The 24,629-nt window shown below is 59.3% G+C and carries 18 protein-coding genes and 1 pseudogene; 12 read left to right on the top strand and 7 right to left on the bottom strand.

The window, feature by feature from the left end:
* Window positions 1-263: 263 nt before the first annotated feature.
* Together CXF97_RS22915 and CXF97_RS22910 are read left to right on the top strand one after the other, a co-directional pair.
* On the top strand, window positions 264-1,799 hold the full coding sequence (locus CXF97_RS22915) for a ParB/Srx family N-terminal domain-containing protein (protein WP_218239552.1): 1,536 nt from the start codon (window positions 264-266) through the stop codon (window positions 1,797-1,799).
* A 67-nt stretch (window positions 1,800-1,866) separates the two neighbouring features.
* Window positions 1,867-2,733, top strand: coding sequence for a DNA adenine methylase (locus CXF97_RS22910; protein WP_101161370.1), 867 nt, complete (start codon window positions 1,867-1,869; stop codon window positions 2,731-2,733).
* Between the two features lie 70 nt (window positions 2,734-2,803).
* On the opposite strand, the gene CXF97_RS22905 is transcribed toward CXF97_RS22910, so the two are convergent.
* Entirely contained in the window at window positions 2,804-4,489 is a 1,686-nt protein-coding gene (locus CXF97_RS22905) for an AAA family ATPase (protein WP_101161367.1), read from the bottom strand.
* A gap of 273 nt (window positions 4,490-4,762) precedes the next feature.
* Entirely contained in the window at window positions 4,763-5,821 is a 1,059-nt protein-coding gene (locus CXF97_RS22900; RefSeq protein WP_101161365.1) for a hypothetical protein, read from the bottom strand.
* 304 nt (window positions 5,822-6,125) lie between these two features.
* Between CXF97_RS22900 and CXF97_RS22895 the strand changes: the two are divergent.
* Window positions 6,126-6,440: pseudogene (locus CXF97_RS22895) on the top strand (thymidylate synthase); the annotation flags it as partial.
* Between the two features lie 126 nt (window positions 6,441-6,566).
* Here CXF97_RS22895 and cadR read toward each other — a convergent pair.
* Window positions 6,567-7,016 carry a Cd(II)/Pb(II)-responsive transcriptional regulator gene (gene cadR, locus CXF97_RS22885; protein ID WP_101161361.1) on the bottom strand — a complete coding sequence of 150 codons (450 nt, stop codon included), beginning with the start codon at window positions 7,014-7,016 and terminating at the stop codon, window positions 6,567-6,569.
* Between the two features lie 84 nt (window positions 7,017-7,100).
* Between cadR and CXF97_RS22880 the strand changes: the two genes are divergently transcribed.
* The 7 genes from CXF97_RS22880 to CXF97_RS22850 all read left to right on the top strand — a co-directional run bounded on the left by CXF97_RS22880 (window position 7,101) and on the right by CXF97_RS22850 (window position 16,200).
* Window positions 7,101-9,356, top strand: coding sequence for a heavy metal translocating P-type ATPase (locus tag CXF97_RS22880; RefSeq protein WP_101161358.1), 2,256 nt, complete (start codon window positions 7,101-7,103; stop codon window positions 9,354-9,356).
* Window positions 9,357-9,371: 15 nt separating this feature from the next.
* Window positions 9,372-10,235, top strand: a complete 864-nt coding sequence (locus CXF97_RS22875) for a LysR family transcriptional regulator (RefSeq protein ID WP_101161791.1) — start codon at window positions 9,372-9,374, stop codon at window positions 10,233-10,235.
* 221 nt (window positions 10,236-10,456) lie between these two features.
* Window positions 10,457-11,533 carry a putative 2-aminoethylphosphonate ABC transporter ATP-binding protein gene (locus CXF97_RS22870; protein ID WP_101161355.1) on the top strand — a complete coding sequence of 359 codons (1,077 nt, stop codon included), beginning with the start codon at window positions 10,457-10,459 and terminating at the stop codon, window positions 11,531-11,533.
* Window positions 11,533-13,257: a putative 2-aminoethylphosphonate ABC transporter permease subunit gene (locus CXF97_RS22865; protein WP_101161352.1), complete on the top strand. Its 1,725-nt coding sequence runs from the start codon at window positions 11,533-11,535 to the stop codon at window positions 13,255-13,257. The genes CXF97_RS22870 and CXF97_RS22865 overlap by 1 nt, the downstream gene beginning before the upstream one ends.
* A 37-nt stretch (window positions 13,258-13,294) precedes the next feature.
* Window positions 13,295-14,320, top strand: coding sequence for a putative 2-aminoethylphosphonate ABC transporter substrate-binding protein (locus tag CXF97_RS22860; RefSeq protein WP_101161349.1), 1,026 nt, complete (start codon window positions 13,295-13,297; stop codon window positions 14,318-14,320).
* Between the two features lie 195 nt (window positions 14,321-14,515).
* Window positions 14,516-15,649, top strand: coding sequence for a TIGR03364 family FAD-dependent oxidoreductase (locus CXF97_RS22855; RefSeq protein ID WP_101161346.1), 1,134 nt, complete (start codon window positions 14,516-14,518; stop codon window positions 15,647-15,649).
* The gene (locus tag CXF97_RS22850; protein WP_101161343.1) at window positions 15,646-16,200 is read left to right on the top strand and encodes a phosphonate degradation HD-domain oxygenase; all 555 of its coding nucleotides are present in this window, start codon (window positions 15,646-15,648) and stop codon (window positions 16,198-16,200) included. The genes CXF97_RS22855 and CXF97_RS22850 overlap by 4 nt, the downstream gene beginning before the upstream one ends.
* A gap of 122 nt (window positions 16,201-16,322) precedes the next feature.
* Here the strand turns inward: CXF97_RS22850 and CXF97_RS22845 are convergent, their stop codons facing one another.
* Together CXF97_RS22845 and CXF97_RS22840 are read right to left on the bottom strand one after the other, a co-directional pair.
* Window positions 16,323-17,699 (bottom strand): GTPase/DUF3482 domain-containing protein, encoded by a 1,377-nt coding sequence (locus CXF97_RS22845; RefSeq protein ID WP_101161340.1) that lies wholly within the window; start codon window positions 17,697-17,699, stop codon window positions 16,323-16,325.
* Window positions 17,692-19,065, bottom strand: a complete 1,374-nt coding sequence (locus CXF97_RS22840) for a DUF2868 domain-containing protein (protein ID WP_101161337.1) — start codon at window positions 19,063-19,065, stop codon at window positions 17,692-17,694. The genes CXF97_RS22845 and CXF97_RS22840 overlap by 8 nt, the downstream gene beginning before the upstream one ends.
* 85 nt (window positions 19,066-19,150) lie before the next feature.
* Between CXF97_RS22840 and CXF97_RS22835 the strand changes: the two genes are divergently transcribed.
* Window positions 19,151-19,663: a dihydrofolate reductase gene (locus CXF97_RS22835; protein WP_101161335.1), complete on the top strand. Its 513-nt coding sequence runs from the start codon at window positions 19,151-19,153 to the stop codon at window positions 19,661-19,663.
* 90 nt (window positions 19,664-19,753) lie between these two features.
* On the opposite strand, the gene CXF97_RS22830 is transcribed toward CXF97_RS22835, so the two are convergent.
* A complete protein-coding gene (locus tag CXF97_RS22830) occupies window positions 19,754-21,145 on the bottom strand; it encodes an L-cystine transporter (RefSeq protein ID WP_101161332.1) in 1,392 nt (463 codons plus the stop codon).
* A gap of 239 nt (window positions 21,146-21,384) precedes the next feature.
* Between CXF97_RS22830 and CXF97_RS22825 the strand changes: the two genes are divergently transcribed.
* Window positions 21,385-22,440 (top strand): phosphorylcholine phosphatase, encoded by a 1,056-nt coding sequence (locus tag CXF97_RS22825; RefSeq protein WP_101161329.1) that lies wholly within the window; start codon window positions 21,385-21,387, stop codon window positions 22,438-22,440.
* Between the two features lie 206 nt (window positions 22,441-22,646).
* On the opposite strand, the gene ilvD is transcribed toward CXF97_RS22825, so the two are convergent.
* Entirely contained in the window at window positions 22,647-24,488 is a 1,842-nt protein-coding gene (ilvD, locus tag CXF97_RS22820) for a dihydroxy-acid dehydratase (protein WP_101161326.1), read from the bottom strand.
* Window positions 24,489-24,629: the final 141 nt, after the last annotated feature.

Here is a 24,629-nt window from a genome sequence, read left to right as displayed (position 1 = left end):
GGCTCCGGCCCTACCTCTTTCAAAGCCGAGCTTATGCTCGGCTTTTTCTTTGGCGCTAGATATGTATCTTCAGACCCGCATCACACCCACGATGTGCATTTGCTAGCAGCCCGCTCGCGGCCAATCGCCCCCAGCCTTTTCGCTTTCAAGCGTTCGCTCCAAAAATGCTCGGCGGTGCTTGCGCTCTCAATGGCCTGGCATGGTGGCTATCCGGCTATGCCTGTATGATTCCCAGCTAACAACCGAGCCGAACGGACGAGTCAATGAAAATGGACAAAATGAGCCGGGATATCAGATCCATCCCGCTCGATCTCATCAAGCTTGACCAGGAAAATGTTCGGTTCGGCAACGACGTCGCGCAAAACCAGCGCGAGGCGATTGATCTCCTCATGGCTGACCCTGACGATGCCAGGAAGCTGTTAAAGCTTGCTCAGCACATCGCGGAAAATGGGTTCGATCCAACTGAGCTTCAATTAGTCACGCCAGACGGTGTTGGGAGCTTTATCGTTCTCGAAGGCAACCGGCGTCTTACCGCTGTGAAACTGTTGCAAAAGCCAGATTTGTGTCCCGTTGAAAAGCTCTTCAAGGGCTTCATGACAGCACACAACCAGCTCGGATTCGACTTGCCTCAGGAGCTTCAGTGCAGTGTCGTGAGCTCACGTGCTGAAGGCGATATGTGGATCGAGTTGAAACACACTGGTCAGAATAATGGTGTGGGCCGTGTTGGCTGGGACAGTGACATCCGAGACGAGCGGCGTGCGAGACAAACGGGTGTTGAATCGATTGGCCGGCAAGTAAGAAATTTGGTCAAAGATAACCCCCAGGTGTTCAGCCCGAAATCAATCGCGGACGTCTACCTAATTCCGGTCACCACTTTAACTCGTTTGTTTTCCTCCGCGCCGGCGCAGAAAACCTTCCAGCTCCGGGTTGAAAACAAAGAGCTTACGCCGCTCCTTCCTCTGGAATTCATTGCGCCTTCGGTCGAGTTCGCTCTCGATATGTTCGTGAGCGAGGGGTACAACGTTAACGATATCCGTAGCGATGATAATCGCATGAGGTTCGTGACCCATATACCGCCAGAACTCTTGCCTCAAAAGCTCTTCAGTGGAAGCTTGAGGCCGCCTTCTGCAGGGGCCCCGCAGTCTCCAAACGCGCCACTCGCTCCTATAGATCCAGAGGCGGGTTTGTCTACAGGCCTTCCTCAGTCTCCTGTACCACCAGTCGGCGGCGCAGCGGCGCCAAATCCTGCGGGGGGAGTTTCAGGGGCACCCGCGTCTCCAGCTCAACCAGCGGTTCCAGTGAAACCAGGCATTCGCGCAAAGCCACTGTCGCGCGCCCGGAAGTTTCTTGTGCCTTGGTCGCTTGATATCCCAAACAACCGGATCAATGCCATTTACCGTGACCTCCGAAAGACTTTGGTGGTCGACGATTGCCCTAACGCTGTGGCGGTGACGTTTCGAGTGTTCCTGGAGGTGAGCTGTGATGACTTTATCCTCCGGCAGACACAGCTCAACGACCCTGTGTTGAGGATCGACACCCAAAGGCCTGTCAAGGATGGGATGGGTGGTGATAAGCTCTCGATGAAGATTCAGTCTATTGCTAAGCACCTCGAATCGAGCGGTGGCCTAGCGACTCCCGCTTCCAAAGCTATTTTCAAACGCGCTACATCGTTTGACTCCGTAGGCTCTGTTGACCATTTCAACCTCTTCGTCCACAGCTCAGCTAGCGCTCCGGTGCCGTCCGAGCTCAAAGACATTGCAGATGAATACAGGCCTCTGCTTGAAGCGATCTGGAACTGAGCGCGATGAGACTTCAGATGTCGGCGCTGGCCTTGCGCCATAAGCCAACCCGGTAGGTAATGTTTAGATGGGCGTATCAAAAATTTTTTCCACCCCTTTGCGTTACCCAGGAGGTAAGGGAAAATTTTGCCATTTCATCAAGCAGGTATTCGAGTCGAACGACCTGCTTGATGGGCACTATGCCGAGCCCTATGCAGGTGGAGCGGGCGTAGCTCTAGAGCTGCTTTTCCACGAGTACGCGTCAACGATTCATATCAATGACTTCGATCCCGCTGTTTACGCGTTTTGGGATGCTGCCGTCAATCATACGGAAGAACTCTGTAAGATAATCGCCGATACTGATGTAAATATGGAGAACTGGCATCGATATAAGAAAGTCATGATAAACCCTAACGAGTTCTCTAGCCTGGAATTAGCCATGGCTACTTTTTTCCTTAATCGAACCAATCGTTCGGGAATACTGAAGGCTGGTGTCATTGGCGGTAAGGATCAAGCGGGGAAGTGGAAGCTGGACGTTAGGTTTAACAAAGCTGATTTGATCCGACGTATAGACCTGATTGGCAGGTTTAAGAATAGAATTAAAGTTTACAACAAGGACGCTAATCTTTTTTTGGAAGAGGTTCTACCAAACCTCCCCTTGAAATCACTGATCTACCTTGATCCGCCTTACTATGTGAAAGGTTCGGGCCTGTACAGAAACTTTTATAATCACCAAGATCACGTTCAAATCGCTGGTGCGCTCAGCGCTGTAAAACATCCATGGATTGTTTCATACGACAACGTACCTGAGATTAAGGAAATATACTCCGCTTATCGGCAGGATGAATATTTTCTAAGCTACACCGCTCAGCATAAGAAGAAGGGTTCTGAGGTTATGATTTATGGCCCGTCTATTGTTCCGCCTGCAAATGCGTTTGCTCGTGATGTAGGCTGAACGGGTACCTGTCTTAGAAGGTCTGGTGTGGGCAGGTTCTGTACCCGCCCATGCAGCCGTCGTTTTAGGCTTAGAATGCTTCGGGTACTCCCAGGCTCGTATTTATCTTGTTGATCGACTCAATAAAGCTAGACCTGAATTCTTCTCGCCCTTCAAGGTACTCGCAGTAGTAAGTCACATACTGATTAAATTTAGCACCTTGCTTGCTTGCCCAGGCTTTGCATTTCTTAATGTCTGTAAGTTTTTCGTCAAGCACTGTGGCGGGTTTGAGCGTGATACCAGAAGCTTTGAATGAGTCTAGATAAACAGTTCGTTCTGTCTTGAATTTTATGAAAAATTTGTCGGAGTTCTTAAGGTTCATTATAAAAGCGATAATCCTTCGCTCCAGGGCGACATTGTTTGGGTCGGGCAGGGTTAAGTATAGATCAGGCTGTTTGATTTTCTTTAAAGCAGAATCTGTGATGTCGGCGTCGAACACGACAATACAGTCTTTCAGCAGGAGCGGAAACTTAGCGCATACTGAAGCAAGGGCTGTAAAAGAAGTGCCGGGATTGTCAGATGAAGGATCCAGTGAGCAGTGGAACTCTACGGCACGTAAGACTTCTTGAGTGCGGATAATTTTTTTTATGAAATGAACTGCGACCTTGTCTTCACAGAAGACCTTGATCTTTCTCGCGGCAGCTGCTTCTATAGGGTCTTCAAATGTGAGCTCTTTGTATGCGACGCTGAACGGTGGGTTATGCAGGATTGGATAGTTGCCGTCATCAGCGCTTGAGCTGCTCACAAAGTTGACGACAACATTCTCATTTTTTTGATCTTTCAGGTGCGTCAGATAAACATGGGAAATCAAGTGTAAGGAGTGCGTGGTGATGACTACTTGGATCTTATTTCGCTTTGCCCATTTATAGAGATATTCGAACAGCCGCAGCTGCGCCACAGGGTGCAGAGTGCTTTCGAACTCATCGATGCAGAGTACGCCATTTCCTTCTTTGCTCTTTAAGTCGTGGAGCGACCGCTCAAATCCGATCAGTCTATTGTAGATAGAGCCAAGGTTATCCTCGCCTGAGGATATAGCTGACCAGTCATATTTAATGCTGCTGGTAGTTGGCCCGAAGGTGGTTTTTGTCGTCTTATTGTTCGCCGTGGCGACGATAGGAGTAAAGTCTTCATATTCAGTGCTCGGAAACACTGTTTCATAAAAGTCCTTTAGTCCAGCCGCCTCTGTCGCTGAGAGAGTCACTTTTCGGGAGGAGGACTCCTTTGCATCGGTATCGGCGAGTGGATAAAGCCGCTGCAGGTTAAGGAAGCTGGTATTGTAGTTAAACGTCCCGTCTCCTTTTGCAGAGCCCGATACCACCACACGATGTCGGTTCGTATCTTGGGCGACGTAATAAAAGTTAACTGGCTCCCGCATGATGGATTCGTCCTCTAATTTTAGGACTATATCGTAGCGATATTTTTCATTGTCATACTTGGGGGAAAGTTTGAAAACTTCGCTCAAGGTTGTTTTCAATGGTCGATCAAAAACGTCTTTGGCTTGACTGTCAAATAGTTGTGCGACCAGGCCCATCATAGAAGTTTTCATTGTTCCATTTCTTCCGGCGAGCAATGTCATGACACTTCCAAGCTGAAGTGATTGCTCTTTTATTGAACGGAAATGCTGAATGGATATGCCTAGTATGGAACTAATTTTTGTTTGTTTGTTGTCTAGAAGCTTCAGCGTTTTTTTGCTGTTCCCTGCCGGCAAGATATCCATAGGTGACCGCTATTTTTTTGGAAGAAAGATGTGTGTAATGTACCAAGGTTCACACATGGCGCGCCATCGTTGCGCCACTATATTGTTGCGTGATTCTGTCGATGGCTCAGACAGTATGGTGGTCAGCCGAACAAATACGTGCCTGCCTTGCGCACAAGGTGAGTTTCTGGTTGGGAGCTTATGATTGGGATTGGCGCCACGGCTCCAGAGGATGTCAGGACGCTCGGGTAGCCCCTGGAAACGTCCATGCTAGCTGGCCGGTTATTCGGTTCTTTACTCATAGTGAAGCTCACCAAACAGTCCGATCATAAGGTCACCATCCAGGATCTCGAAAGGGAGGGTGACGTACTGGTCAGGATGCCGAGGCAGCGCCTTTCCATCGTGCGGCGCGTTCTTCGTGTGACCTTGAACCTTCTCCCCGTTCTCCTTGATATAGGGAAGCACGACAATCCTGCCATGGTTTTTCGATAGGATTGTTCCTTCGTGCCACAAGCTGTTTCCTTCATCGCTGCTGGACTCGCCACCCGTGTTTTTCACCACCCACCGTGGTACCCCATCGTCCTCATACCAGAACACGAAGCCACCGCAGACCAACACCCTCTGGCCGCGCATCCTTGCCTCGGCGAGCATTTGTTTGACGCTCGCTAACTGCAGCAACTGGTTGGCTCGGGGGAGTAAGAGTGCGCGTATCTGCGCTTTGGTTCTTCCCCAGTGGTCAGCTCCCGAAAGACCAAACCCTTTGGCTGTCACTTCGCGCAGGCAAATCTGCGAGCGTTTGGGAGACAAGGCTCCGATCTGTTCCCATGTCTGGTCATCAACACGGCGAAGGCACATGTTGAATCTCGGTATGGCAACTATTTCCAGGTAAGGCGCACGCTCAAGTTCTTCGTGGAGCGGTTGCCGCAAGCTCTCCATCGTATTGTGCAATTTCAGCTCTTGCGCGGAGAGCCGGGGCAGATGGGCGTTCCGCTTGATCGACTCGCGCTCCATGAGCTCCTCTTCTCCCTGAATGCGGCGCGCCGCCGTCAGTGCTTTCTCGACTTTCAAGGTGGTTGAGCTCTGAAGCAGAGGATCTGGTACCGCCTGAGCCACCAGTTCACTGGTGCGGCTGTTGAATTCGTCTGCAGCTTCCATGGCCTCCTCGTAGGAGGTGAAAACAGCCGCCCTCGCATGGCCACTGCCGTTATCGTAGAAGTAGCGTTTCCAGGACAGCTGGGAGTCGGGGAAGAGCTTGAGTGCCCGCAGCTGCCACGTCCATCCGATCCCGAATTGTCGGAATGGAAGCACGGCCAGGGTGGGCATTGAGTGGTATGGCATCTGATCTAGGCGCATCAATTCTCCCTGCTGTTTGCGTCATAGCGGCTGCGGAAGCGCTGGAGTTGTTCCTAGGGCGATTGATTCCCCCGACACCATGGATAGCACATTGCCAGGATGAGTCAATTTCTTGGCTACAGGCCTCGTATTTCGGGGGCTTCAGGAAAAGGGGGCTGCGGGCGGGACTTTAAAAAAACTGATGGTTTATCCAGTGTCGGGGGTTGCACAGGTAATGTGCAAACGCTATAATGCACATATACCAAGTTGCTTGGAAGGCATTACAAGTCAGCGTAATGTGCAGTAAAGGTGGGGGGTGAATGAGATGGGCACGCCGTTCAACCTCACCGAAGGCGCCGCGCTGCTGAGCCTGATCGGTCGCCTGACCGGCTACACGCCGCGCTGGTTCACCTATTTCATCGGCGATGCGCACGTCTACGAGAACCACCTGGACATGCTCAACGAACAGCTCAAGCGCGAGCCGTTTGCCATGCCGAAACTGAAGATCTCCGATCGCGTGCCGGAGTTTGCCAAGACTGGCGTGTACCAGCCGGAATGGCTGGAACTGGTTGAACCGAGCGATTTCTCGCTGGAAGGCTACGAGCACCATCCACCGATGACCGCGCCGATGGCGGTCTGATAGTCCATACGCAAAACTCTGTGGGAGCGGGCTTGCTCGCGAAAGCGGTGTATCAGTTAACGATGATGTCGACTGACACGCAGCTTTCGCGAGCAAGCCCGCTCCCACATTGAATGCCGTGCCAGTTTAATGGCCGTGGCTACGGCCCACATGGGAATGCTCAACCTCGGTCGCCACAACCCCGCCACTCACTTCCAGGCGCTGCAAAATCCCGCATTGATCCGCCTCCGGCCCTTCGCCACAGCGTTGGCGCAGGTCGAGCAGTTGTGTCTGCAGCGCCATCAACCCATCAATCCGCGCCTTCACATGCTGGATGTGTTCGTCGATCAGCGCGTTGACGCTCTCGCACTGATCCTGCGGGCTGTCGCGCAGGGCGAGCAGGCTGCGTATTTCTTCGAGGGTCATGTCGAGGGTGCGGCAGTTGCGGATGAAAGTCAGCCGCTCGGCGTGGGTCTGGGTGTAGACGCGGTAGTTGCCGTCGCTGCGGGCCGGTTCCGGCAGCAGGTTTTCGCGCTCGTAGTAGCGGATGGTTTCCACGGCGCAGTCGGTGAGTTTCGCCAGTTCGCCGATCTTCATGACGGCCATCTCCAAAAGGGTGCTTGACCCTATAGTGGCTACAGGGTCTTTACTTGGCAACAGGCACCTTCATGGACGCGACCAATGAGCGATTCCCTGCACACCCACAAGCCCGGCGACGGCCACGATCACAGTCATAAATTGCAGCCGGTGCATAAACACTCCCACGGCGGCGATGCCTGCTGCTCGTCGAAAGCCGCAGCGCCGGCATTGGTGCAACTGAGTGACAAGACCAGCGCCGACGCGCGCCTGAGCAGCTTCCGCATCGAGGCAATGGACTGCCCGACCGAGCAGACGCTGATCCAGAACAAGCTCGGCAAACTGGCCGGCGTGCAGCAGCTGGAATTCAATCTGATCAATCGTGTGCTTGGCGTGACCCATAATCTGCCGGGCACCGAGCCGATCACCGAGGCGATCAAATCCCTCGGCATGCACGCCGAGCCGCTCGAGGCGGGCGTCGATGCGCCGGCTCCGGCTGCGGTGAAAAAACACTGGTGGCCACTGGCGCTGTCCGGCCTGACCGCGCTGGGCGCCGAAGTCATCCACTTCACCAGCGCCGCACCCGACTGGGTGGTGGCGATTGTTGCGCTGGTGTCGATCCTCAGCGGCGGCCTCGGCACCTACAAAAAGGGCTGGATTGCCCTGAAGAACTTCAACCTCAACATAAACGCACTGATGAGCATCGCCGTGACCGGCGCGATCCTCATCGGCCAGTGGCCGGAAGCGGCGATGGTGATGTTCCTCTTCACCGTTGCTGAACTGATCGAAGCACGCTCGCTGGACCGCGCGCGCAATGCGATCAGTGGCTTGATGCAAATGACTCCCGAGCAAGCCACGGTTTTGCAGGCCGACGGCAACTGGCGCGAACAAGAGGTCAAAAGCGTCGAACTGGGCGCCCGCGTGCGGGTGAAACCCGGCGAACGCATCGCCCTGGACGGCGCGGTGGTCAGCGGCAGCTCGACCATTGATCAGGCACCGATCACCGGTGAAAGCCTGCCGGTGGAAAAAACTGTCGGCGATAAAGTCTTCGCTGGCACCATCAATCAGGCCGGCTCGCTGGAATACACGGTCACCGCTGCGGCGAACAACTCGACGCTGGCGCGAATCATTCACGCCGTTGAACAGGCCCAGGGCGCGCGGGCACCCACGCAGCGCTTCGTTGATCAATTCTCGAAAATCTACACCCCGGCGGTGTTCGTCTTCGCCTTGGCCGTGGCGATCATCCCGCCGTTGTTCATGGGCGCGGCGTGGTTCGACTGGATCTACCGCGCGCTGGTGTTGCTGGTGGTTGCCTGCCCGTGCGCACTGGTGATTTCCACCCCGGTGACCATCGTCAGTGGCCTCGCGGCAGCCGCGCGCAAGGGCATTCTGGTCAAGGGCGGCGTGTACCTGGAAGGCGGCTTCAAGCTCGATTATCTGGCGCTGGACAAGACTGGCACGATCACCCACGGCAAACCGGTGCAGACCGATTACCTGTCACTCGACCCGACGGCCGATGCCAGTGCGCCGGCCATCGCTGCCGCGCTGGCCGGGCGCTCCGATCATCCAGTGTCGCTAGCGATTGCCAACGCCGCTGTGGATAAAAACTTCGCCGCGCCGACTGTGGATAACTTCGCCGCGTTGGGCGGGCGGGGCGTCAAAGGCGATATCAACGGCCAGACTTATCACTTGGGCAACCATCGTCTGGTTGAAGAATTGGGCCTTTGCTCGCCGCAACTGGAAGAGAAGCTGTTCGCGCTGGAACAACAGGGCAAATCCGTGGTGCTGCTGCTCGACAACTCAGGCCCGCTGGCGCTGTTCGCCGTGGCCGACACGGTCAAGGAAACCAGCCGCGAAGCGATTCGTCAGCTGCATGAACTCGGGGTGAAAACCCTGATGCTGACCGGCGACAACGTCCACACCGCGCAAGCGATTGCCGCCCAGGTCGGCATCGACGAGGCGCGCGGCGATTTGCTGCCGACCGACAAGCTGCAAGCCATTGAAGATTTGTACAAGCAGGGCCACCGGGTCGGCATGGTCGGCGATGGCATCAACGACGCCCCGGCACTGGCTCGCGCCGAGATCGGTTTCGCCATGGCCGCGGCTGGCACCGACACCGCGATCGAAACCGCCGATGTCGCCCTGATGGACGACGATCTGCGCAAGATTCCTGCGTTCATCAGCCTGTCGCGCAACACCGCGAGCATCCTCAAACAGAACATCGCACTGGCGCTGGTGATCAAGGCGATCTTTCTTGCGGTAACCTTTGCCGGGCTTGCCACCATGTGGATGGCGGTGTTTGCCGATATGGGCGTGAGCCTGCTGGTGGTGTTCAACGGTTTGCGCCTGTTGCGCAAATAACAAAGAGGGATGGTTGTGCTGAGTGCCGAGCTGAAAGCGTTTTACATGGTCGCCCGCCTGGGCAGCATCACGCTGGCGGCGAAAAAACTCGGCCTCAGCCAACCGACCGTGACCACGCAAATCCGCAATCTGGAAAGCCAGTATTCGGTGGAGCTGTTCTACCGCGGCGGCCGGCGTCTGAGTGTCAGCGACGAAGGCGCGCGGCTGCTGCCGATGGTCAAGACGCTGTTGCAGCAGGAGGCCGACATAGAGTTCTTTCTGCGCAACAGCGGCCAGGTGCAAGGCACGTTACGCATCGCCGCGACGGCGCCGTATTACATCCTCGATCTGGTGAAGACCTTTCGCGAACGCTTGCCGCAGGTGGAAGTGTCGGTGGAGATCGGCAACTCGCAGCAAGTCCTCGAAGCGCTGGAGGATTACCGGGTGGACATCGCCGCGTCATCGCAGCTGCTGGATGACGCGCGGCTGATTCGCCGCGTGCTGGGCACCGATCCGCTGGTGCTGGCGGTGCATCGCAACCACCCGTTGGCGACGCAGACGCATGTGGCGTTGACCGCGCTGGCCGGGCATACCTTGTTGATGCGTGAGTCCGGCTCGACCACGCGGAGGCTGACCGAAGAGTTGCTGGCCAGCGCCGGGGTCAGTTTCGGGCCGTTGCTGGAGATCGGCAGCCGCGAGTCGATCCGCGAGGCGGTGCTGCGCAACATCGGCATCAGCATCATCGCTCGCCAGGAAGTGCCGCACGATCCGCAGCTGCGCGTGCTGAGCATCGAGAATGCGCCGCAGATTCCCGAGTATCTGTATTGCCTGAAAGAGCGCAAAGGCGCGCGGTTGCCGGCGGCATTTCTTGGCCTGGCGCAGGAAATGTCCCCCGCATAATGATCGTTCCCACGCTCCGCATGGGAATGCAGCCCGGGACGCTCTGCGTCCCAAAAGCCGAACGCAGAGCGTCCGTTGAGGCATTCCCACGCGGAGCGTGGGAACGATCGGCGGTGAACCCAAATCCCCGAATGTCACTATCAGCCGTTTTTGCCTCGCTGCCATATGACCGACGCATTACAACCCTAGGATTGGCCTCATCCGTTTGATGAGGTCTGTCCATGAACCCTGCCATCGCAACTGTCCTGACCCACCCCGGTGCGCCGATGAAAGTGCGGAGCGTACAGAAGCGCTTCGGCGCGTTCACCGCGCTGGATAACGTCTCGCTCGATGTCGCCGCCGGTGAACTGGTCTGTCTGCTCGGCCCGTCGGGCTGTGGCAAGACCACGCTGCTACGCTGCATCGCCGGGCTGGAGAAGCAGGACAGCGGCGAGTTGTATCTGGGCGAGCGCGACGTCTCGCACCTTGCCCCGCAGGCCCGCGATTACGGGATTCTGTTCCAGTCCTACGCGCTGTTCCCCAATCTGACCGTTGAAGCGAACATTGCCTACGGCCTCGCCGGTAGTGGTCGCGATGAAGTGCGTCGCCGGGTCGGTCAAATGCTCGAACTGGTCGGCCTGACCGGCAGCGAGAAAAAGTACCCCGGCCAATTGTCCGGCGGCCAACAGCAGCGTGTAGCGCTGGCCCGCGCGCTGGCGCCGGCACCGTCGCTGTTGTTGCTTGATGAACCGATGTCAGCCCTGGACGCCCGCGTTCGTGAGCATCTGTGCACCGAGCTGCGCCAACTGCAGCGCAACCTTGGCATCACCACGCTGATGGTCACGCACAACCAGGACGAAGCCATGCTGATGGCCGACCGCATCGCCGTGATGAACAACGGCCGCGTCGAGCAATACGCCACCCCGCAGGAAATCTACAACCGCCCGGCCACGCCGTTTGTGGCTGAGTTCGTCGGCCAGGGCAACTGGCTGCCGTTCCAGCGCAGCGGCGACAGTCACGCCCAGGTCGGCGGGATGAATATGCGTCTGGCCGATGGCAGCGTGCAGAGCGCCTCGGGTCGACTGTTCTGCCGCCCGGAAGCGATCAACGTCAACCCGCCGGTGCACGAAGAAAACCTGTTCCCGGCCAAGGTCCGCGAGATCACCTTTCTCGGCAACCGCTGCCGCATGAGCTTCGAACTCGATCAATTGCCGGGCCATGCACTGCTCGCCGAACTCGCCCCGGAAGCGATGCCGCGCCTCGGTGCCCAGCAGATCATGGTCGCCTTGCCGCCGCGCAGCCTGCAGGTGTTTGCCTGATGAGCGCCGGGATTGCCTTGCCCTTGCCGACCAAGCAGGTACGGCAGACGTCCCGTGCCGAGGTGGGCGACCGGGTCTTCGTGGTCGGCGGCAAAATCCTTTTGCTGCTGTTGCTCGGTGTCGCGGTACTGCTGCCATTGCTGGCGATCTTCTGGCGCGGTTTCAGCAATGACGCCGGGCAGGGCGGCGGATGGCTCGCGGCGAAAGAACTAGTGACCAGCGCGAATTTCCACTGGCTGCTCGGCAACAGCCTGAAAGTTTCCCTCAGCGTCGCGGCCATCGTCGTACCGCTGGCCTACCTGTTTGCCTACGCGTTGCAGCGCACGCTGATTCCTGCGAAGGGCATCTGGCGTGGCATCTCGTTGCTGCCGCTGATGGCGCCGTCGATGCTGCCGGGCATTGCGCTGGTCTATCTGTTCGGCAACCAGGGCATGCTGCGTGGGTTGCTCTCGGACAATATCTACGGATTCTGGGGCATCGTGCTCGGCGAGGTGATTTACACCTTTCCGCATGCGCTGATGATTTTGCTCTCGGCGTTGTCGCTGGCCGATGCGCGGCTGTTCGATGCCGCATCGAGCATGGGCGCCAGCCCGGCCAAGGCGTTTCGCAGCATCACCTGGCCGGCGACCCGCCAAGCGGTGTTCGCCGCGTTCTGCCTGGTGTTCACCCTGACCATCACCGATTTCGGTGTGCCGGTGGTGGTCGGTGGCGATTACCAAGTGCTGGCGCTGGAAGCCTATAAGGCCGTGGTCGGCCAGCAGCAATTTGGTCGCGGCGCGTTGATCGGCATGGTGCTGTTGCTGCCGGCGCTGTTCAGTTTCGCGGTCGACGCTTGGCTGCGTCGGCGTCACGGCGACTCCATGAGCGGGCGCGCGCAAGTGTTCAAACCGCTGCCGTCGACAATGCGCGATGGCTGCTATCTGGCGATTGTGCTGTTGATCAGCGCGGCGTTGATTCTGGTGTTCGGCATGGCGGTGTTTTCGTCGCTGGTGAAGTTCTGGCCATACAACCTGTCGCTGTCGCTCAACCACTATCAGTTCAACGAGACCGCCGGCGGTGGCTGGCTCGCCTACAGCAACAGTCTGAAAATGGCGTTGGGCACCGCGCTGATCGGCAGCGTGCTGATCTTCACCGGCGCTTATCTGATGGAGAAGACCCGCACCCAGCGCGGCTTGAACCTGACGTTGCGCATGCTCAGTTTCATTCCGATGGCGGTGCCGGGACTGGTGCTTGGCCTGGGTTACGTTTTCTTCTTCAACCTCACCGGCAATCCGCTGCACGTGCTCTACGGGACGATGACGCTGCTGATCGTCTGCACCATCGCGCACTATCTGACCACCGCACAAATGACCGCCACCACCGCACTGCGCCAGCTCGACGCCGAGTTCGAAGCGGCGGCGCTGTCGCTGAAGGCGCCGCTGTACCGGCATTACCTGCGCGTCACCGTGCCGATCTGCCTGCCGGCGCTGCTGGACATCGTGCGATACCTGTTCGTCTCGGCGATGACCACGGTTTCCGCTGCGATCTTCCTCTACAGCCCCGACACCATCCTCGCGGCGGTGGCGGTGCTGAACATGGACGACGCCGGCAACGTCGGCGGTGCGGCGGCGATGTCGACCCTGATTCTGTTCACCTCGGCCGGCGTGTCGCTGCTGCTGGCATGGGCTTCACGCGGTTTGCTGCGCCGCTCCCAGGCCTGGCGGCAAACCGCGCCCGGTCACTGATTGCAAACCCGATCAACTCATCTACAGGAAAACGCTCATGTTCAAGCCTATGGCCCTGGCCGCTGCTGTGCTCGCGACTTTCAGCCTGAATGCCTTCGCGGCAAAAACCGAGTTGACGGTGTACACCGCCCTCGAAGCCGAACAACTGAAGTCCTACAAGGAGGCCTTTGAAAAGGCCAACCCGGACGTCGAGATCAAATGGGTGCGCGATTCCACCGGGATCATCACCGCCAAACTGCTCGCCGAAAAGGCTCGTCCGCAGGCTGACGCGGTGTGGGGACTGGCGGCGTCGAGCCTGGCGATCCTCGATCAGCAAGGCATGCTGCAAAGCTATGCGCCGAAGGATCTGGACAAGATCGGCGCGAATTACCGTGACGCCGCCAACCCGCCAGCGTGGGTCGGCATGGACGTGTGGGCCGCGACGATTTGCTTCAACACCGTCGAGGCCGAGAAACAGGGTTTGACCAAGCCAGTAAGCTGGCAGGACCTGACCAAGCCTGAATACAAAGGCAAGATCGTCATGCCTAACCCGGCGTCGTCCGGCACCGGTTTCCTCGACGTCAGCGCCTGGTTGCAGACTTTTGGCGAGAAGCAGGGTTGGGCCTATATGGACGGCCTGCACCAGAACATCGGCCAGTACGTTCACTCCGGCTCCAAGCCGTGCAAACTGGCTGCGGCCGGCGAATTCCCGATCGGCATTTCCTTTGAGTATCCGGCCGTTCAGTTGAAGCGCCAAGGCGCGCCGCTGGACATCATCCTGCCGAAAGAAGGCCTGGGCTGGGAGATCGAAGCGACGGCAGTGATCAAGGGCACGCCGCACGAAGAGGCAGCGCAGAAACTCGCTGATTTCTCCGCCAGCGCCGAGGCGATGGACCTGTACAAAGAGAACTTCGCCGTGCTCGCCCAGCCGGGGATCGCCAAACCGCAGACCGAACTGCCCGCCGATTACGAGCAGCGTCTGATCAAGAACGACTTTGCCTGGGCCTCGAAGAATCGCGACGAGATCCTGGCTGAATGGCGCAAGCGCTATGACGGCAAGTCCGAGAAAGTGGCTGCCAAGTAAGATTTCTATCGACTGACGAGGCCCCTTCGCGAGCAAGCCCGCTCCCACATTGGACCGTGTTCACAGCACAATTCCCTATGGGACTGGCGAACTCTCGCATTGGATCTTTAGTGAACACACATGTTGTGGGCACCAAAATCACCTGTGGGAGCGGGCTTGCTCGCGAAAGCGGTCTTTCATGCAGGACATTCCCATATGACACAACCCAAAGACCTGCTCATCGTCGGCGCCGGCATCCTCGGCCTGTCCCACGCCTACGCCGCCGCCAAACGCGGGCTGAAAGTCGCGGTATTCGAACGCACCGCCACCCCTCTCGGCGCTTCGGTGCGCAATTTCGGCCAGGCGCTGGTCACCGGCCAGCCGCCCGGCACCATGCTCGAACTGGCCAAGGCCAGCCGCGAGATCTGGGGCGACTGGGCGCAGCTCGCCGGTCTGCAGATCAAGCGCAATGGTTCTTACCTGTTCGCCCGCAGCGAAGCCGAAGAAGATTTGCTGGAAGCGTTCTGCGCCGCTCGTGCGCTGGAACACGGCTACAACGTTGAGCTGCTGCGCGGCGCTGCACTGCGCGATCTGTATGGCGGTCAATTCAGCCATCACCGCGCCGCGCTGCATGGCAGGGATGATCAACAGTTATATTCACGCGAAGCGATTCCGGCGCTGATCGACTACCTGCGCCGCGATCTCGGTGTCGAGTTTCATTTTTCCACGCTGGTGCGCGACGTTGAGCCGGGGCGACTGCGCAGCACTGTCGGTGACTTCACTGCAAAGCAGATCATCGTCTGCTCCGGTCACGATTATCAGACCCTGCTGGCCGAGCCGATTGCTGCGCTCAATCCGCAGGTGTGTCGTTTGCAAATGCTCCGCGCCAGACCAAGCATCGAGTTGCACCTGCAACACGCCGTGCTCACCGGTCTGAGCTGCGTGCACTACGGCGCCTTTGCCGATTTGCCGGAAGCCGCAGCGCTACAGGCGCAGATCATCCGCGAGCATCCACACCTGCACGCCAACGGCATTCATCTGCTGATCAGCCCGACACCGTATGGCGAACTGATCATCGGCGACTCGCACCATTACGGCCGCGATGCATCACCGTTCAACGCCGAGCAGATTGACGACTGGATGCTGCAACTGGCCGAGCAGACGTTGGGCTGCACGCTCCAAGTGGTCGAACGCTGGCAGGGCGTCTATGGTGCCCGTGGACCGGGGCCGTTTTCATTCCTGCGCCCGGCACCGGGGTTGAGCGTGGCGCTGATGCACACCGGCGTCGGTATGAGCGTCGGCCCGGCGATGGCCGAGCGCAACATTGCGCAGTTGCTGGAGGAGGCATGAATCCGGAGCAAGTGGTGGCGCGGGTGTTCGGCTTGTACGAACGCTTCGGCGCCAGTGATTACATCGGCGAACCGGTGTCGCAGCTCGAGCACATGTCGCAAGCGGCCGAGCTGGCCATGGCCGAGGGCTGTGACGATGAAGTGGTGCTGGCGGCGTTTTTCCATGACATCGGCCATTTGTGTGCCGAGGGCGCGGACAACATGGGCGGTTACGGCGTGGTCAGCCATGAACGGCTCGGTGCGGCTTATCTGCGTGAGGCCGGTTTCAGCGAGCGGCTGGCGCGGCTGGTCGAATATCACGTTCAGGCCAAGCGCTATCTGACGTTGCGTGAGCCGGGGTATTACGCGCGGTTGAGTGAGGCGAGTCGGCGCACGCTGGAATATCAGGGTGGGGTGATGAGTGAGGCTGAGGCGGATATGTTTGAGCGGGATCCGTTGTGTGCTGTCAGCCTGCGGATGCGCCAGTGGGATGAGTTGGCCAAGGAAATGGCGGTGCCGGTGATTGATTTGGTGATGCTGAAAGAGAAAGCGGCGCGGCTGCTGGCGGCGTAAACCCTTGGAACCGAGGTGCTGCATTCGCGAGCAAGCCCGCTCCCACATTTGACCGGGTACCCCTGAACGAATGCGATCAAACTGTGGGAGCGGGCTTGCTCGCGAAGAGGCCGGAACAGCCGCTACAACGCCTTGACCAACGCCTCAACCTGCTCCTGCCTTTGCGCCTGATTCAGCTTCGGATGGGGATTGAGCGACGACCACTGCGGATGCGCCCGGGCCTTGTTCAACACTTCCGGCAACTTGCCTTCGCGCCAGGTTTTATCCACCGGCGTTGCAACCTGAACCGCGTCCATCGCCGCATGCCCGCGCTGATCCAGCGCCAACACCAGTTGCCGCTGCCGCAACGCCAACAGCCGCAACACGCCATCATCCACGGTTAATTCCCGTTGGCCTTTGATCTTGCCGAGCAGGCGACTGCCGTAACTGCGCGCGGTTTGCAGGGCGCCGCCGGCGATCGCCCCGGCCAGCGCTGCTGCGCCGAGGGTAATGCCGCCGACCAGCAAATCCACGCCAGCCCCGGCCGCCGCACCGGCAGCAACGCCGCCGCCGACCCGTACGCCGAGCTGTTTCAGTGTTTCCGGGTTGAACAGGTCATCGCCCCAACGCCCGTCGAGCAACGGCAAATCATTGGCCGCCGCGTCCTGCGGGCGAAACGCGTAGAGCTTGAGCAACGCCTCAACGCACTTCTGCTCGCGCTGGCGTACGGCTTTGCGCAATTCACTGATCGCTTGCTGCTCCTGCTCGGCTTCGCTGACAACGCTGCGCCGGCACGCGGCGCAATCGATCAGCAATTCGGCAATCAAGCGCGCGGCACTTTGCTGACGGGCGATGCGCTGCGCCTGTTGATCGGCGATCAATCGCTCCAGTTGCGGCCGGGCATTTTCCAGCAGCAGTGCGAGGCTTTCGTACAAGCGCCGCTCGCCATCCTCGGGCGGCGCTACGCTGTCGAAACGCACCAGGGCGTGCAGCCCGAGCCGCGCCAGGGCTTCACGCCAGTCGGGTTCGCGATGGTTGGCGCTGCTCACGAAATTCAGCACTGGCAGCAGCGGTTTGCCACAACTGGCGAGCACTTGCAGCTCGTCGCGGTACTTGGCCAGCACCGGCTCGCGGGCATCGATCACATACAGACCGGCGTCGGAGGCGAGCAGCTGTCGCAGCACCTTGGCTTCCTGTTCGAAACGCTGGCGCGCCTCGCTGCCGTCGAGAAACCGCGCCAGCCGCGCCGGGCCGTCGAGGCGTTCGCCGGGGCGTTCCAGACGTTCGAGAAAATCGAGCAGGGCGATCGCATCTTCCAGCCCCGGCGTGTCGTACAGATCGAGCAACGGCTCGCCATCCACCGACAACCGCGCGCCTTCGACATGCCGTGTGGTACTCGGCCGATGCGAGACTTCGCCGAAGCCGACGTCACGGGTCAGCGTGCGCAGCAGCGAGGTCTTGCCGACGTTGGTGTGGCCAACCACCGCCAGTTTCAGCGGCGCCTTGCGTGCATCAGTCATGTCCGCTCTCCAGCCAGTTCATCGGCGCGCAATTGGCGAACGGCAATTCCAGTTGTTGCAGCGCCGCGTGCCAGTCGCCCAGACGTTGGCCATCCAGCGCTTCGCCGGGCGGCGCTTGCAGCAGCCAGACCCGAGTGGCGCCGGCGTTGCGCGCCAGCTCAGCGATCAGCGCGAGGCTGCCGCGATCCGGCGAACGCCGCGGATCACAAGCAATCGCAAGGCGCGCCGGCGGGAAGCGACTGAGTTGTTCGAGCAGTTTGTGCCGCGATTCGCGGCTGTCGAGGATGCCGGCGTTGCTGACGCTTTTTGGCAACGGGGGCGGCCACGGGCGTTGTTCGTCAAGTTCGATGGCGACCAGCAACGCGCCTTCGCTGGCGAGTTCGCCGACGTTGCTCTCGACACGATGCAGTTGCGCAGGCGCAGGGTCGTTGACGCCGAGGCGTTCGCTGGTTGGCATCAACCGTTCGCGCAGTTGCGCGTAGCCGGGCAGATTCAGGTCCAGGCGCAGCGCGGCTTTGCCGCTGTTCCAGCGCCACAGGCAGAACAGCGCGAGCAGCAGGCGCGGCAGCACGCCGTAGACCACCAGCACGCCGACCAGCCAGGTCGCCCAGGCCTGTCGTGCGCTTTCAATATCCAGTGCGCTGTCGCCGCTGGCGCGGATCATTTCCTCAGTCGGCACGTTGAAGCCAAGCAGCGACGGCAGATAGCCGAGGGCCTGGGTGACGTGGATGAAAGTGTCGGCGCCGAGGATCGTGGTTTCCCAAACGAAGCCGTAGCGCCGCGTGGCCATCAGCGTCAGCAGCAGGATCAACGCGCTGAGCATCGCCAGCAGCCACAGGCCATTGACCAACGCGCCGAGTGCCCAGCGGTTGAGCTTCTTGCGTTGCAGCAGCAACAGCAGGGCCGGCGCCAGTTGCGCGGCTTTGGCATCGCGGGCGAGTTTTTCGCTGAGCCACAGCCACAAACGCCCAAGCGTGGCGCCGTGTTCGCCAGCGAAAATCAAACCCAGCGCCCAGCTCAGCAGCAAAATCAGATTGATCCCCAGCAGACTGCCCAGCGCCCAGAACACATTCACCGGCGTCTGCCCGAGGGCGGCGAAAGCCAGGCCGGCGCCGCTCAGCACCGCGAAGATCATCAACAACACCAGCGCCAGGCGCGCGCCTTGCAGCCAGTGCTTGAGCGCGGCGGTCAGCCCGTCACGCTCGGCCAGCCATGACGCCCGGCGCGCAATACGGCTCGGCAGATCGCCGCCAGCGGCGCGGGCCAGACGATTGGCTTCCAGATCATCCAGCGGCCCCGCGTGTTCTTCGCGCAGGCGGATGGTTTCGGTGAGCCAGAGGTTTTGCAATGGAGTCAGTTCAGTCACGCGGCGTCCCGTCGCTAAATCGAGCGCTGAGCATAACCGCTGTGGCGCTTATCGGGGTAAGCGCGGCTCTGGTATCCTCGCCGGCATGACTAAATCACTTCCCCTCAGCCTGATCGCAGCCCTCGGTGAAAACCGCGTGATCGGCGTCGACAACAGCATGCCCTGGCACCTGCCGGGGGACTTCAAATACTTCAAGGCGACCACGCTCGGCAAGCCGATCATCATGGGCCGCAAGACCTGGGATTCGCTGGGTCGGCCGTTGCCGGGGCGTCTGAATATCGTGGTCAGCCGTCAGCCCGATTTAGTGCTGGAGGGCGCCGAGGTGTATGCATCGCTGGAAGCTGCCGTGATTCGCGCCGAGGAATGGGCGAAGGCGCAGGGCGTTGATGAATTGATGCTGATTGGCGGCGCGCAGTTGTATGCGCAGGGACTGGCGCAAGCTGATCGTCTGTACCTGACCCGCGTGGCGCTGAGCCCTGAGGGCGATGCGTGGTTTCCGGAGTTTGATGTGCACCAGTGGAAACTGGTGTCGAATGTTGAAAATCCGGCGGTTGAAGATAAACCCGCGTACAACTTCGAAGTCTGGGAAAAAGCCTAAAAGATCGCAGCCTTCGGCAGCTCCTACAGGATGTACGCATCTCTCCTGTAGGAGCTGCCGAAGGCTGCGTTCTTTTGATCTTGCTTTACATCACGCCTGAGCCAACTCGGCATGCTCATCAGCATCCAGCAATGCTTTATCAGTCTGCTGCATCACCTGACTGGTAATCGCGCCGGCGGTGATCGAGCCACTCACGTTCAGCGCGGTACGCCCCATATCAATCAACGGCTCGACCGAAATCAGCAACGCCACCAATGACACCGGCAAACCCATCGCCGGCAGCACGATCAGTGCCGCGAACGTCGCGCCACCGCCGACCCCGGCCACACCGGCCGAACTCAACGTGACAATCGCCACCAGCGTCGCGATCCACAGCGGATCCAGCGGATTGATACCCACCGTCGGCGCCACCATCACCGCCAGCATTGCCGGGTACAGGCCGGCGCATCCGTTCTGGCCAATGGTTGCGCCGAACGACGCAGCGAAACTGGCGACCGACGACGGAATCCCCAGACGCCGGGTCTGCGCCTCGATGCTCAGCGGAATGGTCGCCGCGCTGGAGCGGCTGGTGAAGGCAAACGTCAACACCGGCCAGATCTTGCGGAAGAAGCGCAGCGGGTTGATCCCGGCGGCCGACACCAGCACACCGTGCACCACGAACATCAGTCCCAGGCCGAGGTACGAGACCACGACGAAACTGCCGAGCTTGATGATGTCCTGCAGGTTGGAGCCAGCGACCACTTTGGTCATCAGCGCCAGCACACCGTAGGGGGTCAGCTTCATTACCAGGCGCACCAGACGCATCACCCAGGCCTGCAGGGTGTCGATGGCGTTGATCACTTTCTGACCTTTTTCCACGTCATCCTTGAGCAGTTGCAGCGCGGCGACCCCAAGGAACGCGGCGAAAATCACTACGCTGATGATTGAGGTCGGTTTGGCCCGCGCCAGGTCGGCGAACGGGTTCTGCGGGATGAATGACAGCAGCAACTGCGGCACATTCAGGTCGGCGACCTTGCCGGCGTAGTCGTTCTGAATGGTTTGCAGGCGCGCCATTTCCTGAGTGCCGGCAACCAGACCTTCGGCGGTGAGGCCGAATAGGTTGGTCAGGCCGATGCCGACCAGCGCCGCGATGGCGGTGGTGAACAGCAGCGTGCCGATGGTCAGGAAACTGATCTTGCTCAGCGACGAGGCGTTGTGCAGACGCGCCACGGCGCTGAGGATCGAGGCGAACACCAGCGGGATCACGATCATTTGCAGCAACTGCACGTAACCGTTGCCGACCAGATCGAACCAGCTGATCGAGGCTTTCAGTACCGGGTTGCCGGCACCGTAAATCGTGTGCAGCGCAACGCCGAACGCCACGCCGAGGACCAGTGCAAGCAGGACTTTTTTCGCCAGGCTCCAGGTCGTGTGTCGGGTTTGCGCAAGACCCAAAAGCAGGGCGAGGAACACCAGCAGGTTGAGAATCAGCGGTAGATTCATGGGAACTCCAGAAAAGACTGTGTCAACAGCCATCCGGGGCTGCTGCGAACCGGCAAGCCTAACAGCTTGATTTGCAATGATTTAATACCGAAATGGCTGGGCGTCCGTCGTTTTTGGAATAAGCCGTGTCGCTGTCGGCAATGCATCTGGCGCGCAGGGAACGTATGCAGTCGCTGACAGGCGAGGGTTGTCACACTTATTTGTTAGCGTCGAACTCTTTGCATCGGGGGAGTAGCGCTATGAGAATTGCACGCACGTTGTTGGCTGTGGCATTGGCGGCGGGCCTCGCCGGTCAGGTGTTTGCCACGGAGCTCAAGCATTGGCCGGCGGATCAGGCCAAGGCACTGAACGCGATGATCGCCGCCAACGCCAACAAGGGTCATTACGCGGTGTTCGACATGGACAACACCAGTTACCGCTACGACCTCGAAGAGTCCTTGCTGCCGTTCATGGAAAACAAGGGCCTGATCACCCGCGACACGCTTGATCCCTCGCTGAAGCTGATGCCGTTCAAGGACACTACCGAACACAAGGAGAGCCTGTTCAGTTATTACTACCGGCTCTGCGAAGTCGACGACATGGTTTGTTACCCGTGGGTGGCGCAGGTGTTTTCCGGCTTCACCCTCAAGGAGCTCAAGGGCTACGTCGACGAACTGATGGCTTCGGGCAAACCGGTGCCGGCGACGTATTACGAAGGTGATGTGGTGAAGAAGCTCGACGTCAATCCGCCGAAAATCTTCACTGGCCAGCAGGAGCTGTACAACAAACTGATGGAGAACGGCATCGAGGTCTATGTGATGACCGCCGCTTCAGAGGAACTGGTGCGCATGGTCGCGGCGGATCCCAAGTACGGCTACAACGTCAAACCGCAAAACGTGATTGGCGTTTCACTGCTGCTCAAGGATCGGAAAACCGGTGAACTGACCACCGCGCGCAAGCAGATCACCACCGGCAAATATGACGAGAAGGCCAACCTCGGCCTCGAATTGACGCCGTACCTCTGGACTCCGGCAACGTGGATGGCTGGCAAGCACGCGGCGATCCTCACCTATATCGATGAATGGAAAAAACCGGTACTGGTCGGTGGCGACACCCCCACCAGCGACGGTTACATGCTGTTCCATGATGTCGACGTGGCCAAGGGCGGCATCCACTTGTGGATTAACCGCAAGGACAAGTACATGACGCAAATCAACGGCATGATGGCCAAGCACGCCGCGGCGCAGGCCAAGGAAGGGCTGCCGGTGACGGCGGATAAAAACTGGGTGATCGTCAAGCCAGAGGATATTCAGTAACCCACACCGTATTCCTGTAGGGACGTGAGCCAGATTTGATCGTTCCCACGCTCCGCGTGGGAATGCAGCCCGTGACGCTCCGCGTCACTGGACGCGGAGCGTCCCTTGAGGCATTCCCACGCAGGAGCGTGGGAACGATCAGTGTCAGACGGCTAAAAAAATGCCCCGCACGTTGGCGGGGCATTTTTGTTTCTGCGCCTGGACGCTTACAGCCCGTCGAGCATCGCTTTGTTACGCACCGCACCCTTGTCCGCACTGGTCGCCAGCAGGGCGTAGGCCTTGAGCGCAGTGGTCACTTTGCGTGGACGCACCTCAACCGGTTTCCAGCCTTTCTTGTCCTGCTCGGCGCGGCGTGCCGCCAGTTCTTCATCGCTGACCAACAGGTTGATCGAGCGGTTCGGAATGTCGATCAGCACTTTGTCGCCGTCCTGCACCAGACCGATCGCTCCGCCAGCCGCAGCCTCCGGCGAAGCGTGGCCGATCGACAGACCGGAAGTACCGCCGGAGAAGCGGCCGTCAGTCAGCAGTGCGCAGGCTTTGCCCAGGCCTTTGGATTTCAGGTACGAAGTCGGGTAGAGCATTTCCTGCATGCCCGGGCCGCCTTTCGGGCCTTCGTAGCGAATGATGACGATGTCACCTTCCTTCACTTCGTCGGCGAGGATGCCGCGCACGGCGCTGTCCTGGCTTTCGAAGATTTTCGCGTTGCCTTCGAAGACATGGATCGACTCATCGACACCGGCGGTTTTCACCACGCAACCATCCTGCGCAATGTTGCCGTACAGCACGGCGAGGCCACCTTCTTTCGAATAGGCATGTTCGAAGCTGCGGATGCAGCCGTTTTCACGGTCGTCGTCCAGGGTTTCCCAACGGGTCGACTGGCTGAACGCAGTCTGGGTCGGGATGCCTGCCGGGCCTGCCTTGAAGAAGTGATGCACGGCTTCATCGTCAGTCTGGGTGATGTCCCACTTGGCGATGGCTTCTTCCATGCTGCGGCTGTGCACGGTCGGCAGGTCGGTATGCAGCAGGCCGCCACGGGCCAGCGAACCGAGAATGCTGAAAATGCCGCCGGCGCGGTGCACGTCTTCCATGTGGTATTTCTGGATATTCGGCGCCACTTTGCACAGCTGCGGCACGCTGCGCGAGAGACGGTCGATGTCGCGCAGGTCGAAATCGATCTCGGCTTCCTGAGCCGCTGCGAGCAAGTGCAGGATGGTGTTGGTCGAACCGCCCATGGCGATGTCGAGCATCATTGCGTTCTCGAATGCCTTGAAGTTGGCGATGTTGCGCGGCAGCACGGAATCGTCGTTCTCGCCGTAGTAACGCTTGCACAGCTCGACGATGGTGCGCCCGGCCTGCAGGAACAGTTGTTCGCGGTCGCTGTGGGTGGCCAGAGTGGAACCGTTGCCCGGCAAGGCCAGACCCAATGCTTCTGTCAGGCAGTTCATCGAGTTGGCGGTGAACATGCCGGAGCACGAACCGCAGGTCGGACAGGCGCTGCGCTCGTACTCGGCGACCTTCTCGTCAGAAGCGCTGGAGTCGGCGGCGATCACCATGGCGTCGACGAGGTCGAGACCGTGGGAGGCGAGTTTGGTCTTGCCGGCTTCCATCGGGCCGCCGGAAACGAAGATCACCGGAATGTTCAGGCGCAGCGCGGCCATCAGCATGCCCGGGGTGATCTTGTCGCAGTTGGAAATGCAGACGATGGCGTCGGCGCAGTGGGCGTTGACCATGTACTCGACGGAGTCGGCGATGATCTCGCGGCTCGGCAGCGAATACAGCATGCCATCGTGGCCCATGGCGATGCCGTCATCGACTGCAATGGTGTTGAATTCCTTGGCCACGCCACCGGCACGTTCGATCTCGCGGGCGACCAGTTGACCCAGGTCCTTCAGGTGCACATGCCCCGGGACGAACTGGGTAAACGAGTTGGCAATGGCAATGATCGGCTTCTTGAAGTCGTCATCTTTCATGCCGGTGGCGCGCCACAATGCGCGGGCGCCGGCCATGTTGCGACCGTGGGTGGATGTTTTCGAGCGGTAATCTGGCATGGAGCACTCCGGGCGGCTAATCACGTACTAAAGGGGAGTGAGCTTCTGTTGACCTCTGAAACACCCGAAAAATGGCCGTGTGTCCTGAAGCTGCCGATGACGTTGCGGGATCGCCGCTGGTCTCAGCCTGAGCTCATAAAC

Source organism: Pseudomonas sp. Choline-02u-1 (genome assembly GCF_002836515.1).
In the GTDB taxonomy this organism is placed as follows: Bacteria; Pseudomonadota; Gammaproteobacteria; order Pseudomonadales; family Pseudomonadaceae; genus Aquipseudomonas.
The sequence above is the reverse complement of the archived record's forward strand: the minus strand, read 5'-3'. Positions and strand labels throughout refer to the sequence as shown.

What these genes read in the sequence shown, in the direction of transcription:
- CXF97_RS22915 (WP_218239552.1), top strand. Translation starts at nt 264, where the DNA reads ATGAAAATGGACAAAATGAGCCGGGATATCAGATCCATCCCGCTCGAT.
- CXF97_RS22910 (WP_101161370.1), top strand. Translation starts at nt 1,867, where the DNA reads ATGGGCGTATCAAAAATTTTTTCCACCCCTTTGCGTTACCCAGGAGGT.
- CXF97_RS22905 (WP_101161367.1), bottom strand. Translation starts at nt 4,489, where the DNA reads ATGGATATCTTGCCGGCAGGGAACAGCAAAAAAACGCTGAAGCTTCTA.
- CXF97_RS22900 (WP_101161365.1), bottom strand. Translation starts at nt 5,821, where the DNA reads ATGCGCCTAGATCAGATGCCATACCACTCAATGCCCACCCTGGCCGTG.
- cadR (WP_101161361.1), bottom strand. Translation starts at nt 7,016, where the DNA reads ATGAAGATCGGCGAACTGGCGAAACTCACCGACTGCGCCGTGGAAACC.
- CXF97_RS22880 (WP_101161358.1), top strand. Translation starts at nt 7,101, where the DNA reads ATGAGCGATTCCCTGCACACCCACAAGCCCGGCGACGGCCACGATCAC.
- CXF97_RS22870 (WP_101161355.1), top strand. Translation starts at nt 10,457, where the DNA reads ATGAACCCTGCCATCGCAACTGTCCTGACCCACCCCGGTGCGCCGATG.
- CXF97_RS22865 (WP_101161352.1), top strand. Translation starts at nt 11,533, where the DNA reads ATGAGCGCCGGGATTGCCTTGCCCTTGCCGACCAAGCAGGTACGGCAG.
- CXF97_RS22860 (WP_101161349.1), top strand. Translation starts at nt 13,295, where the DNA reads ATGTTCAAGCCTATGGCCCTGGCCGCTGCTGTGCTCGCGACTTTCAGC.
- CXF97_RS22855 (WP_101161346.1), top strand. Translation starts at nt 14,516, where the DNA reads ATGACACAACCCAAAGACCTGCTCATCGTCGGCGCCGGCATCCTCGGC.
- CXF97_RS22850 (WP_101161343.1), top strand. Translation starts at nt 15,646, where the DNA reads ATGAATCCGGAGCAAGTGGTGGCGCGGGTGTTCGGCTTGTACGAACGC.
- CXF97_RS22845 (WP_101161340.1), bottom strand. Translation starts at nt 17,699, where the DNA reads ATGACTGATGCACGCAAGGCGCCGCTGAAACTGGCGGTGGTTGGCCAC.
- CXF97_RS22835 (WP_101161335.1), top strand. Translation starts at nt 19,151, where the DNA reads ATGACTAAATCACTTCCCCTCAGCCTGATCGCAGCCCTCGGTGAAAAC.
- CXF97_RS22830 (WP_101161332.1), bottom strand. Translation starts at nt 21,145, where the DNA reads ATGAATCTACCGCTGATTCTCAACCTGCTGGTGTTCCTCGCCCTGCTT.
- CXF97_RS22825 (WP_101161329.1), top strand. Translation starts at nt 21,385, where the DNA reads ATGAGAATTGCACGCACGTTGTTGGCTGTGGCATTGGCGGCGGGCCTC.
- ilvD (WP_101161326.1), bottom strand. Translation starts at nt 24,488, where the DNA reads ATGCCAGATTACCGCTCGAAAACATCCACCCACGGTCGCAACATGGCC.